This window comes from Kordiimonas sp. (assembly GCF_965216265.1).
GTDB lineage: Bacteria > Pseudomonadota > Alphaproteobacteria > Sphingomonadales > Kordiimonadaceae > Kordiimonas.
In genome coordinates, this window is sequence record NZ_OZ244153.1 from 3031712 (window position 1) to 3043854 (window position 12143).

10 protein-coding genes are annotated in these 12143 nt (G+C 55.2%); 9 read left to right on the plus strand and 1 reads right to left on the minus strand.

What is annotated here, in order from left to right:
- The first annotated feature begins 6 nt into the window (after positions 1 to 6).
- The 8 genes from ACOOGA_RS14075 (at position 7) to ACOOGA_RS14110 (ending at position 9332) form a co-directional block, all read left to right on the plus strand.
- Positions 7 to 762 (plus strand): 4'-phosphopantetheinyl transferase family protein, encoded by a 756-nt coding sequence (locus tag ACOOGA_RS14075; protein ID WP_417462875.1) that lies wholly within the window; start codon positions 7 to 9, stop codon positions 760 to 762.
- Positions 763 to 858: 96 nt separating this feature from the next.
- Positions 859 to 1686 carry a flagellin gene (locus ACOOGA_RS14080; RefSeq protein WP_417462876.1) on the plus strand — a complete coding sequence of 276 codons (828 nt, stop codon included), beginning with the start codon at positions 859 to 861 and terminating at the stop codon, positions 1684 to 1686.
- Positions 1687 to 1826: 140 nt separating this feature from the next.
- A complete protein-coding gene (gene kdsA, locus ACOOGA_RS14085; protein WP_417462877.1) occupies positions 1827 to 2669 on the plus strand; it encodes a 3-deoxy-8-phosphooctulonate synthase in 843 nt (280 codons plus the stop codon).
- 4 nt (positions 2670 to 2673) lie between these two features.
- The gene (locus ACOOGA_RS14090) at positions 2674 to 3189 is read left to right on the plus strand and encodes a KdsC family phosphatase (RefSeq protein WP_417462878.1); all 516 of its coding nucleotides are present in this window, start codon (positions 2674 to 2676) and stop codon (positions 3187 to 3189) included.
- On the plus strand, positions 3186 to 3935 hold the full coding sequence (gene kdsB, locus ACOOGA_RS14095) for a 3-deoxy-manno-octulosonate cytidylyltransferase (protein WP_417462879.1): 750 nt from the start codon (positions 3186 to 3188) through the stop codon (positions 3933 to 3935). Before ACOOGA_RS14090 ends, kdsB begins: the two co-directional genes overlap by 4 nt.
- A complete protein-coding gene (locus ACOOGA_RS14100) occupies positions 3932 to 6019 on the plus strand; it encodes a capsular polysaccharide biosynthesis protein (RefSeq protein ID WP_417462880.1) in 2088 nt (695 codons plus the stop codon). The genes kdsB and ACOOGA_RS14100 overlap by 4 nt, the downstream gene beginning before the upstream one ends.
- Before the next feature lie 56 nt (positions 6020 to 6075).
- Positions 6076 to 7236, plus strand: a complete 1161-nt coding sequence (locus ACOOGA_RS14105) for a tetratricopeptide repeat protein (RefSeq protein WP_417462881.1) — start codon at positions 6076 to 6078, stop codon at positions 7234 to 7236.
- Between the two features lie 146 nt (positions 7237 to 7382).
- A complete protein-coding gene (locus ACOOGA_RS14110) occupies positions 7383 to 9332 on the plus strand; it encodes a polysaccharide pyruvyl transferase family protein (RefSeq protein WP_417462882.1) in 1950 nt (649 codons plus the stop codon).
- Positions 9333 to 9336: 4 nt separating this feature from the next.
- Here ACOOGA_RS14110 and ACOOGA_RS14115 read toward each other — a convergent pair whose 3' ends face one another.
- The gene (locus ACOOGA_RS14115) at positions 9337 to 9753 is read right to left on the minus strand and encodes an adenylyltransferase/cytidyltransferase family protein (RefSeq protein WP_417462883.1); all 417 of its coding nucleotides are present in this window, start codon (positions 9751 to 9753) and stop codon (positions 9337 to 9339) included.
- A gap of 246 nt (positions 9754 to 9999) precedes the next feature.
- Between ACOOGA_RS14115 and ACOOGA_RS14120 the strand changes: the two genes are divergently transcribed.
- Entirely contained in the window at positions 10000 to 12042 is a 2043-nt protein-coding gene (locus ACOOGA_RS14120; protein ID WP_417462895.1) for a LicD family protein, read from the plus strand.
- Positions 12043 to 12143 lie beyond the last annotated feature (101 nt).

Sequence of the window (12143 nt, forward strand, 5' to 3'; positions counted from 1 at the left end):
ATAGTAATGGCTGACGAGCAAGACAAGTTGCGCGAGACGGTGACCTTGAAGGTGAGGGCAGCAGACCCGGCGCTTTCAGGCCAGGAAGACCTGTCTGCAACTGAGCACGAACGCCTCGCCAGGATGCATGAAGGTGCGCGGCCTGCGTTTGTCACCGCCCGCCGTATGCTCAGGGCATCCCTTGGTGAATATATGGGCTTGCTGCCGGGCGCCGTGCCGCTCACCCAGGAAGGCGCGGGCAGGGTTCGCATTGAGGGTTTCTCAGATGATGAACCGCCTTTCTTCTCTGTCTCCCATACCGGGGCGGCAGAGGAGGGGATTTCTGCCGTTGTGGTCTCTGAGACCACGCCTATCGGCATTGATATCCAGCAGCTTGACCCGGTGGTAGATTGGCGTCGGGTGGCGGAACGCCGTTTCCCGCCAGAGGACTGGGTGCTTCTATCCAACATGTCGAATGAGATTGGCCGCATGCTGTTTTTCACGCTTTGGTCTATCCGTGAGGCATTCGTGAAGATGGAAGACGGCAAGTTGATGCCTTACCTGCGCAATATTCAGGTGGATTTGACTGCCCGGCCACCAAAACTTGCGGCACCCACGCCAAAGGGCCGTGAAAATGCCATGATTTACTTTCATTTTGTACCTGAGCACCAGTTGATGATAGCGCTTGTTGCGTCAGAAAACGTTGCTATTGATCTGGATTGCGATATCCAGCCGATGGAACGACGACCTGACCCACTTAAGAATAAGGTGGAAAGCGCGTGACGGCCAGATAGGCCGCGCACTTTCACGCTACTGGTGATGAGCGAGTGTGGTATACTCTGAATTGGGTATGGGCCTATAGGGCTGAAAGAAGGCAGAATGTCTTACTCGGTAAACACTAATGCGGGCGCGTTTGTTGCGCTTCAGAACCTGCACAAAACCAACAAAATGCTTGGCGAGGTGCAGACACGCATCAACACAGGCCTCAAGGTCTCCTCCGCGAAAGATGACGCGGCTACCTTTGCTATTGCCCAAAATCTGCGCGCAGATGTAAGCGGCCTCAGCGCCGTGAAGGGTTCCCTCGCGCGGGCAAGCTCCAGCCTTGATGTGGCGATCGCGGCGGCCGAAGCGGTGTCTGACCTCCTTATTCAGATGAAAGAAAAGGCCGTGGCCGCAAAAGATAGCGGGCTTGATACAGCCAGCCGTGCCGCGCTCAGCCAGGATTTTGCCCAGCTCAGGGACCAGATATCTTCCATCATCGAGAATGCTGAATTTAACGGCGTGAACGCGGTTAAATCGGGTGGGCGCTCCATCAGTGCGATCACGGACCCAAGCGGGGATAAAAACCTCGCTATTTCCGCGCAGGATCTTTCGCTTGGCGGTTCAAACGTATCCCTCAGCGCCACACAAGTGATTGATAGCCAGGGGGCGGCGTCTGTGGCGGTTGACCAAATCGCCGCCGCCATTGATAGCGTAAACTCTGTGCTGTCTCAGTTTGGTGCGGGGGCGAAGCGCATTGCGATCCAGAAGTCATTTGTCGCCAAACTCTCGGATACCATTGAAGTTGGCATCGGCAATCTGGTGGACGCAGACCTCGCCAAAGAGGCGGCAAACCTGCAAGCCTTGCAGGTGAAACAGCAGCTTGGCCTGCAGGCGCTTTCCATCGCGAACCAAAGCCCGTCTTCGATCCTTTCCCTCTTCAGGTAATGCCGCCCGGCAACAGCCCCTGTTTTAGTTCGGGGTTATATAGGTTGTGGGGGTAAAACCACCTTGCGCTTTGGACCTGCGCGGGGTAGCCATGGCTATCACTATTTCAAAGGTTTCCTATAAGACTTCTGGGGGAAAGCATGGTTCGTTCTGTCTCTATCGGCGCAAACATTCGGGTTGCAAATGAGGCTCCCTTTGTTCTGTTTGGCGGTATGAATGTGCTGGAGAGCGATGAGCTTGCGTTTGAAGTGGCAGCGCATTTTGTTGAGGTCACCTCAAGGCTTGGCATTCCCTATGTTTTCAAGGCGTCGTTTGATAAAGCGAACCGCTCCAGTGTGCATAGCTTCCGGGGGCCAGGGCTGGATAAAGGCCTGCGTTTGCTTTCCGACATCAAATCCAAATTCGGTGTACCGGTTATCACAGACGTGCATGAGCCTGACCAAGCCGCGCCTGCGGCTGAGGTCGCCGATGTGATCCAGTTGCCCGCCTTCCTTGCGCGGCAAACAGACCTTGTGCGTGCCATGGCGGCTACAGACGCGGTAATCAATGTGAAAAAACCGCAGTTTCTGGCGCCGGAAGAGATGCGGCACATCATCAAAAAGTTTGCCGAAAGCGGCAATGCGGATGTGATGCTGTGCGAGCGGGGCAGTTGTTTTGGCTATAACAACCTGATTGTGGACATGCTGGGCATGGACCTGATGAAAACCATGGCGCCGGTAGTGTTTGACGCCACACATGCGTTGCAGCGCCCCGGCGGGCAAACCGATAGCGCCGGCGGCAGGCGCGAGCAGGCAGCCGCACTGGCGCGTGCTGGTATGGCGCTTGGTATCGCTGGGCTATTTATTGAAGCACACCCCAACCCGGACGAGGCGCTGTGCGATGGCCCGTGCGCCCTTCCCCTTGATAAGCTTGAAGGCTATCTTGTGCAGATGAAGGCGGTTGATGATCTTTCCAAAAGCTTCCCGCCACTGGTGACGGAGTAACGCAATGACGATCCGCCTTTTTGTGCTGGATGTAGACGGTGTGCTGACCGATGGGCGGCTTTATTACGCAGCCCATGGGGAAGAGAGCAAAGCCTTCCATGCGCACGACGGGCTTGGCCTCAAGCTGTTGCACAAACTGGGTGTGGAACTGGCTGTCATTTCCGGCCGTACCAGTAGCCCGCTTGAGCGAAGGCTGGACGACCTTGGCATAACGCACCGCAGGCTCAGATGCGCGGACAAGGTTCGGGCATTGGCTGAGCTGTGTGCGGAGCTTGATCTCCCGCTTGATCAGGTTGCCTTCATGGGAGATGACCTGATCGACATGGCCGCCATGGCAGCCTGTGGGTACGCGATAGCGCCCGCGAACGCTGTGGATGATGTGAAAGCCTTGGCGCACTTTATTACCGCGCGTTCAGGCGGTATGGGAGCCGTGCGCGAAGCGTGTGAGCATCTGGCGGGCAAACTTGGCGCCAGCCTGAGGGATGCAGCTGAAGGCGAAACCAGGGTGCTGGTGCAATGAAAATTGTCATCCCCGCACGGTATGCTTCAACACGGCTGCCGGGCAAGCCGCTGGCCGACATTGCAGGCAAACCGATGATTGCCCATGTGTGGGACAGGGCCTGCGAGGCCGCGCCAATGGCAGATGTATATATTGCAGCGGATGATGACCGTATCCTGAAAGCAGTAAAAGCCTTTGGCGGGCAGGGTGTGATGACACGCGCGGACCACGCTTCGGGCACGGACCGCATCGCGGAAGTGGCGGATACCTTTGGCTGGGCGGATGACGAGATTGTGGTGAATGTGCAGGGTGATGAGCCCCTTATCCCATCCGCGCTGATTGCGCTTGTGGGCGAAGGGCTGGCGGCTGACGGGCGCGCCGATATGGCGACCGCAAGCACCCGTATCACCAGCACTGATGATGTACTGAACCCCAATATTGTGAAAGTGGTATCTGACGTGTTTGGTTATGCGCGCTATTTTTCGCGCAGTGTTATCCCGTATATGCGGGGCGCGGATGTACCGGACGTGAATAAATACGCCTACCAGCGCCATATCGGCATTTATGCCTATAAAGTGGATACGCTCAAGCGGCTGACAGCTCTCAACCCCGCTGAGGTGGAAGAAATAGAAGCACTTGAGCAACTGCGGGCGCTGCATCATGGGCTGACCATCCGGGTTGCGGAAACATCTGAAGCGCCGCCTCACGGTGTTGATACCGAGGCGGACCTTGTGGCCGTGCGTTCTTTGCTTGGAGCGGGCGCATGAACGAAGATGTTAGCCAGGAAAAGAGCACTGATACGGGTGGCCGCGCGCTGACCTCATCCCCCGGTATCGCCGCAGACCCGATGATGCCAAACCTACTTGGGGTGCCGGTTAAAAAAGGCCTGTCTGGTGCACGCGAGGGCGACGTTGTTGTCGGTTGGGGCCAGAAGGAAAATACTGAAAAGGCAAGGGCATACGCGAAGAAAAACGGGCTTGAATACTGGCGGCTTGAAGATGGTTTCCTTGGATATCTGAGCCATCCGTCAGTAGACAAAAGGCGGCTGTCGCTCGTTGTTGATAAAAGCGGCATCTATTATGACGCGCACACGCCCAGCGATCTGGAAGCGCTGCTGAACCGGGACGACTGGATCACAGATGAGTTGCTCAAGCGCGCGCGGGACGCCATGGCGCGCATGAAGCGCTGGCGCGTTTCCAAATATAACCAGGCACCATTTGATATATCAGCTGAGCTTGAAGAAAAGCTGGCTGCCTTCAAGGGGCCGAAGGTGCTGGTGGTTGACCAGACCTATGGCGACAAGTCCATCATGCATGGCATGGCGTCGGATGACATGTTCATTGACATGATGAACACCGCCCTTGAGGAAAACCCCACAGCGCTTGTGATTGTGAAGATCCACCCCGACGTGCTGGCGGGCACCAAGAAGGGCCATTTTGATATTGAGCGCACCTACGACCGTGTGATTTTTGTGGCGGAAGATGTGGCGCCAGTGGGGCTGATTGAGCGGGTCGATCATGTATATGTGGTGACCTCCCAGATGGGGCTTGAAGGGCTGATCGCAGGCAAAAAGGTGAGCTGTTTTGGTTTGCCGTTTTATGCTGGCTGGGGCCTCACGCACGACCGGCAGCTTTGTGAGGCACGCATCGCCAACCGCACACTTGAAGAACTGTTTGCGGCGGCCTTCATCGTCTACAGTCGCTACCTTGACCCGTTCACCGGTGAGCGGGTGGAGATGGAACGCATCCTTGACCTCCTGGTGGCTGAGCGCCAACTTGCCCGCCCGCGCGGCAAACGCGCCGTTGCGGTTGGCTTTTCCTTCTGGAAGCGCAAGTTTGTGCACCGCTTTTTTGGTGAGGCTGCTGGCGAGGTCACCTTCATTAAACCCGCGGCGGTTAAGACATTTGAGTTTCAGGCTGGCGATAGCGTCATGGTATGGGGCCGCAAGTTTGATGACATACTGGAAGCTGTGCCTGAAGACATACCGGTCTGGCGCATGGAAGATGGTTTCCTGCGCTCTGTCGGGCTGGGGTCAGACCTCAGGCGGCCAAGCTCCCTCGTGCTCGATCAGCGCGGCATCTATTATGATGGCTCAGCGCCTAGTGATCTTGAGCATTTCCTGAAAACGCATGAGTTTGACCGTTCCGATCTGGCGCGCGGCGCTGGGCTGAGGGAAAGCATTCTCGCGTCGCGTGTCAGCAAATATAATGTGGGTGAGCGGGGCGCTGTTGACTTCAGGGCTCGGGCCGAAGGCCGCAAGGTCATCCTGGTGCCCGGTCAGGTTGAAGCTGATGCCTCCATCAACTTTGGCTCCCCGATTATACGTACGAACGCGGCGCTTCTTGAAGCTGTGCGGGCCAGTGAGCCAGAGGCTTATATCGTCTATAAACCGCACCCGGATGTGGTGAGCGGTAACCGGGAAGGCGCTGTGCCCAAGGATGTCTGGGATCGTTGTTTTAACGAAACGATCAGGGACGCTGATATCATCGACTGCCTTGAGGCGGTTGACAGTGTGCACACCATGACCAGCCTCACGGGGTTTGAAGCGCTTTTGCGAGGCGTGGATGTCACCACCTACGGCATGCCGTTTTATGCGGGCTGGGGGCTGACAACAGACATGATTGCGGATGAGCCCCGGCGCGGGCGTGACGTGCCGCTTGATGGGCTGGTGTATGCGCTTTTATGTGTTTACGGCCGGTATGTTGCCTGGCCCAGTGGGCAAAGCACAAGCGCTGAAGGTATCGTTGCTGCCATCGCAAAAGAGGCCGCTGAAAGTGGCGGCAAAAAAGCCTCAGGCGCGCTTGGCTTTATTCGTAAAACCCGTTATTTGGCCGAGGCATTGTTTCGCTGAACATAAACATGTGAGCGCAAACAGGCAGTGAGTTCCCAGGTGAGGAAAGAGACCTTATGTTGATTGTTGGATATCATGTTGCAAAAACCGGTGGCACCACGGTCATGCACCATATCTTCAATCATTTGGGGGAAGATGTTTATTTTGGTTATGGCAACCACCCGGCGCAGAAACTGTTCTTTGAAGGCCAGCCACTGTGGGAAGAACTTAGCCCAGAGGCGCGCAGCCAATACCGCTTTGTATTTGGCCACCATGTTAACCACAGGGTTCTTGCCTGCCTACCGGACAATAACGCCGGGCTTTTCACTGTGCTGCGCGACCCGTTCACGCACTTTGTATCCCAGTATAAATATCACTTGAGTGTTATTCGCGGTGAAGGCCGCACGATTTCCGCGCGTGATTATTTTGAAACCTGGCGACCCAACAGCGTGTCACGGGAATTGTTCAAGTTTTTCCGTCGTTTGCACCCCGAAACGGGGGCGGACTTCTCGGAAGACAAGTTGGCTTATATCCTGCGTCAATTCCGCTTCTTGTGCGCAACTGAGAAGCTGACGGAACACTCTGCCCCGATCACCAAACTGATGGGCATACCGCCTGTGGAAGGGCGTTACCGCGTTTCCAAAAACAGCGCAGACCTTGAAGGCCTGACGGCGGAAGAAGTGTATGACCGCAGCCCGATAGACAAGCGGCTTCACCAGATGGTGCTGGACGGCAAGGGGCCAGACAGCGGCGAGGGTGAGCTGACCTATGATGATACGCTTTTCAAGGAAAGCATGGCACGCCTTCGTGGTGACTACGACCAAGCCCGGCATACGGAAGCGGCCTATAAGAAGCTTGCTGGCTTTTTCCAGCACAATGACCTGATCGAGGCCGCGCAGCTTTATCTCGCCTTTGAGAAGAAGACCGACGCCAAATATGCGCCAATCATGCGGGCAACGCCGATGCCGGACCGGGTGAAGCAGCGCCTTTGCGTCGCACGGTCCGAGCGTGAAAAAGCGGCGGTATATGCCTCTCATAACCATCCGAGGCTGGCGCGGGCCTGCCTTGAGAAGGCCATTCAGCTCAACCCCAACTATGTTGATGCGTATGTGGGGCTTGCCCACACACTCAAGCGGCTGGACCTGATGCCGCAAGCCCGGGAAGCAGCACAGCAGGCCTTGTCACTTGATGGTGAGAACGACGGCGCCAAAGCATTCCTCAAAGCCTACGCAGCTTAAGTCAGCATCTGCAACGCTACTGTCATACAGATCTAATAGCCTGAGCCTGTACCGAAGCCTGAGAGACAGGCGCCGGACGTGACGCTTGGCATCAACGCTGGCCGGATGTGGGTGTCGGTTCAGCTCGGCCAGTTGTAGATAATGTGATGACACAGCGTGTGCTATTTCACCCTGGTAATTTTGGCGTTGCCCCCAACGGCGCGGCCTTGAAATATAAGGCGTCCCTGCCGCTCAGGGCCTTTACCTCAATTGAGCGGCTGCACAATGATGTGAAGGCAACCACCCTGAACGTTGGCAATATTGTGCACAACGAAGCGGTGGCGAAAAGCTTTGAGGTGAAGCGTGGCAAAAGCTGTATGTCGGGCATTGAACACGTTTTTTATAAGGAATGCAAAGGCAGCGCAGAGAAGTATCAGCAGTTGTTGCGGGATAACTTTGATGCTGTTGTTTTCTCCTTCGCCAATATGATTGCCCCGCCACCACCGGGGCGGGAAGAAGCGCAGCAGGAGCATATGGAGCGGCTGTGTGAGATTGTCGATCAGATGCCTATACCGCTTTATGTTTTTGGCATGGGTATGCAGGAACCCATTGAGGACGAGAGCAGGCTTGTCCCGGCGATGGTTGAGTTTCTCAAACTTCTCAATAAAAAAGCGCGTCTTGTTGGGGTGCGCGGCGCTGAAACGGAAGCTTTTCTGCACCGTATCGGCTGCGAAAACGCGGTCGCACTTGGGTGCCCGAGCCTTTATGTCTATCCCCAGAATATTCTTAACATTAAGGCGGCGAACCTGGGGGTTGACGCTCGTGTGCTATCTGCCGGTTATATGGGCCTTCGTCACCTGTTCGGGTTTCAGGATGCGCGCGTTCAGTTTCTACGTAACCTCGCGGCACAGTACCGCACCAGCTATGTGTTCCAGAACGATATCTACAGCTATCATGAACTGAAGGATATTGACGGTCTGTATGACGACGCAACAGGGCAGTGCGACCAGATAACCCTGAACGACTATCTGGCTGCCCACGGAGCAGTGGCCCCTGCGTTTGAAGGCAGCTGGCATTTCCGCGATGCACGGGCGTGGCGCCAGTTTGCAGCGGAGCATGATTTCTATTTTGGAGATCGTTTTCATGGTGGTGTTGTGGCGCTGCAGGCCTCAAGGCCCTCGCTTTTTGTCTACGATGATTTGCGTGTGCGAGAGTTGACCGAGCATTACGGTATCCCCAATTGCGCGCTCAATGAGGTGACGGGCGACAACCTTGAAGAGCTGGTGCATACCCGGCTTTCAGCTGCTCGCCTTGAAGAGTTCAAGGACACCTATGCCGCGCGACTTAAAGAATATTATCAACTGTGTTCGGACGTTGGTCTCACGCCCGTGAGCAATATAGGGAAGGTAGCGCTAGGGCAGGAAGCAAGCGCACCTGATTGGGTGCAGGATATTGTGGCGTTTGCCAAACCACATGCTGTTCCTGCTGTCGAGGGCACCACGAAGCATCAACGACCTAAGCTGTTGGCTTTTTTGCATAAGCCGGTAGAGCCAGCTGTTGAAACCCATGTGGACCCGCAAGCGCGGGTGCGGGCAGCAATGAATGTTTTTGAAAAAGCAGGCGGGGCGGCCGCGCCTTTTGAGCTGGTGATCAGGGCTTTGTTGGCAGCCGACGCGCTTGATGCTGCCTCCGCATGCCTCGCGCGTTTTCTTGAAGCGCCTGAAGAGGTGTGGATGGCACCGGACCCGGATTTTTACTTCCGCCTCGCCAACCTGTTTTATGGCAAAAAGCGATATGAAGAAGCACGTTCGGCTGCTGTGATCTACTTCCGGGAAATGGGCAACAGGAAGCCCCGCAATGTAAAGCTCTTTGCCAGTATTCTACAGGTGCTTGGCAAGCTGGAAAAAGCGCAGAGAATTTTGACCAAGCTGCGGGAAAACCACGGAAGCAGCCCGGCGATCGAGCTTCAGCTTGCACAGATTGCACTGGAACGGGGGCAGGCTGATGAAGCCCTCAGACGCGCAGATGAAGGCCTTGCACTTACGCCGGAACCGGGCGTGCGCTCAAAGCTTGAAAATGCACGGAAGAAGGCAGGAGAGCAAGCGAGGGCAGCCTGAAGGCTTAACCCGCTTTTGCGACCTTTTTGCCGACGTCAGAAATGCTGCTGATCAGATATGTTGTGGAAATGCCTTCGGTGCGCGGCAAGTAGACTACGTCGCACAAGGTGTTGAACATATCAAACTTGCCAGCCCAGTCGTCCCCCATCACAAGGATATCAGCTTCGTGTTCCTTGATATAGTCGCCCTTGGCTTCAAGTGAATGCTCAACAAATACCTCATCAACACAATCAAGCGCGCTGATGATCTCCAGTCGCTCCGCTGTCGTATAAACGGGTCCACGGCCCTTTTTGTTTATGTTCAGTTCGTCACTGGAAATGCCCACCGTCAAGTGATCACCGAGCGCAGCTGCGCGCTTGAGAAGGCGGATATGACCAACGTGCAGAAGATCGTAAGTGCCGAATGTGATGACGCGTTTCATGATTAAACAAATTATCCAATAATTATTGTGTGGCGTACGTTAAAAAGGTATTTCTATCAGGACTTGTAAAGAAAATGCAATTTTGTGTAAATAAAAATGTAACAAAAGACGTTTGATAAAACCAAGAACACCCAAGCGACAAGTGCCTGACATCTCCCTCATCCATTCATCGCGGAAAACCATTTCGGTTTGCCGGTAAGGCTGAGGCAGGCCAAACTGTCAAGCGGGGCGGAGTATATTTTGAGTATGAATAAGCCGGGTAAACACTATTCTGACACCCTCAGCCATACACGCGAGGTGTGCACTCGTTTCTCTATGCGCCGTGAGCGCCCGAAGCTGAAAGAGGTATTTCCGGGCGAAATTGTCTCGCTTGGTTCGGCACTTACGCCGATTTCCCTGCCAGTGGAAGGTGACTTCCAGGCATTCACGTTTCAGTTGTGTCGCGAGAACCCCGAGATCCTGAATTTCGCCGCTGCCCGCTTTATTGGGAAGGTGGAGGGAGAACCCCGTTTGCAGGATGTTTCCCAGCATGCGGTTTGTACACAAAGCACTTGCCATGAAAAGCGCGCGGACCCCTACGCTGCTGTTAATAGCGGGGTGTTTGGCCCCAATATTCACAGTAAGCGGGAGGCCCAACCCTGGTGGCGGGCAGAGTTCCCAAGCAGGGTGAAGGTTAGCCATCTCTATTTCTACCATCGCATGGACCGAAACATCACACGTACAAACTCGCTACGTATTTTTGCTGAAGATGCGAACGGTGAGCAACATGACCTCTATCACCCTCATTCACATCTGCGGGCGTTCATTGACGGTAGGTTGCAGCGGGCGCTGGATGATGTTGAGGCGCTTCACGTGCTTTGTGCTCCTGAGCGACAAGGCGAGTATGAAGAACTGGTGTCCTCTGCGCTCGGGCGGCTGAGCTGTCTGCTTCAGGATGTGGGCAAGGTGAAGCATTTCCGCCGCGCAAATCCGCCGAAAGGCAAGTGGCGCGCGTTCAAGTGGAGGCTTGCCAAGCGCCTGATGCCAGGCCGGGACAAGCGTTTGATTGAGCGGATTAAAGACGAACGGATAGAGATCGCCCGCAAGCTCCTTGATGCGTTTGATATCGCGATCTCCAGCGTACGAGATTTTGGCGGCACACCAGAGACTTCGCAGGATGTGCGTATCGCACCCGCCCACGCTCGCTATATTCGTGTGCGTACTGTCGGGGTGAATTGCAAAGGCCTTGGTGGCCTCAGGGTTTACACCGGCGATGACGGCGAAACGCTGGCGCAAGCATTTGGCGGCAAGGTCATGAAGTTTCATCATGATCGCGCGGCATTTGTTGATACCGAGTCATATGGCCTCAATTTGCAGGGGCCAGTTTCCACCAAGACGATCGAACTTGAAGAAGAGACCACAGTTTCCCGTGTGCAATTCTGGAATCGCAGCAAGCTTTTGGGCGGCGGCACCATGTTTTTGCAGGTGGCGCTCAGCACTGATAAGCAAAACTGGACCACGGTTTATGACCACGGCGCGACGTTCCGCCATGTGATGGGCGCGCGGCAGATGATTGATATGCTTGTTGGGGGCCACTTGACGAGAGGCTACGGTCGTATGATTGGCAAGCTGTACACGGTTTACCGGTGTAAGTTTGCGGCACGGTCGACCGCCAAGATGGTTGGTAAATACAGCCGCCCTGCGCTTTCAGCCCTTCTTAAAGGGTCAGAAGACGTGGCGGAACAGATCAACCATTCCCGCCGCATGCTGTTTACCAAACACGGTATGAACGTGCCGCTGCGCGAGCGGAACGAAGCCAAGATCATGAAGCTGCTTGTGGATTACCGGGACGCGATGGAAAGGGCTGGATTTGAGCCGTTTCTGCTATATGGCACGCTTCTGGGTGCGATCCGGGAAAAAGACTTTATCCCGCATGATGATGACCTCGATACGGCCATCGTTATTGACTGCGAAGACCCGGAGGACCTGGTGGATGAGCGCGACCGTATCGTGGTGTTTCTGAATGAGAATGGGGTGCCATGCTCCGCGCCAACGCGTCGCTCACCGCTTATTCACTGCAAGCGGGGGGACATTACCATTGATATCTTCGTGCTTGGGCTTAAGGATGACACCATTTACTGGCCGCATACCCGCCTTGTAGTGGTACCAGAGCGGGCGGATATTTTCCTGCCGCTAAGCGAGATTGAGTTCAAAGGTGAGCGGTTTAAAGCACCATTTGACCCGGAGGCTGTCTCAGAAGCGCGGTATGGTGCCGGGTGGCGCACGCCAGAGCCAAGCTTTGAAATTTAGGCTCTGATTATCCTTTGGGGGGTGATCAGGGCTGAAATTTCCAAAATATAGCGCCTTAGTGTGGAAAATATTTCTAACTAAGGCGCGCTTTTCCCCTTAAA

Bases quoted from the DNA above. Each gene is read 5' to 3' on its own strand.
- ACOOGA_RS14075 (WP_417462875.1), top strand. From the start codon at position 7: ATGGCTGACGAGCAAGACAAGTTGCGCGAGACGGTGACCTTGAAGGTG.
- ACOOGA_RS14080 (WP_417462876.1), top strand. From the start codon at position 859: ATGTCTTACTCGGTAAACACTAATGCGGGCGCGTTTGTTGCGCTTCAG.
- kdsA (WP_417462877.1), top strand. From the start codon at position 1,827: ATGGTTCGTTCTGTCTCTATCGGCGCAAACATTCGGGTTGCAAATGAG.
- ACOOGA_RS14090 (WP_417462878.1), top strand. From the start codon at position 2,674: ATGACGATCCGCCTTTTTGTGCTGGATGTAGACGGTGTGCTGACCGAT.
- kdsB (WP_417462879.1), top strand. From the start codon at position 3,186: ATGAAAATTGTCATCCCCGCACGGTATGCTTCAACACGGCTGCCGGGC.
- ACOOGA_RS14100 (WP_417462880.1), top strand. From the start codon at position 3,932: ATGAACGAAGATGTTAGCCAGGAAAAGAGCACTGATACGGGTGGCCGC.
- ACOOGA_RS14105 (WP_417462881.1), top strand. From the start codon at position 6,076: ATGTTGATTGTTGGATATCATGTTGCAAAAACCGGTGGCACCACGGTC.
- ACOOGA_RS14110 (WP_417462882.1), top strand. From the start codon at position 7,383: ATGACACAGCGTGTGCTATTTCACCCTGGTAATTTTGGCGTTGCCCCC.
- ACOOGA_RS14115 (WP_417462883.1), bottom strand. From the start codon at position 9,753: ATGAAACGCGTCATCACATTCGGCACTTACGATCTTCTGCACGTTGGT.
- ACOOGA_RS14120 (WP_417462895.1), top strand. From the start codon at position 10,000: ATGAATAAGCCGGGTAAACACTATTCTGACACCCTCAGCCATACACGC.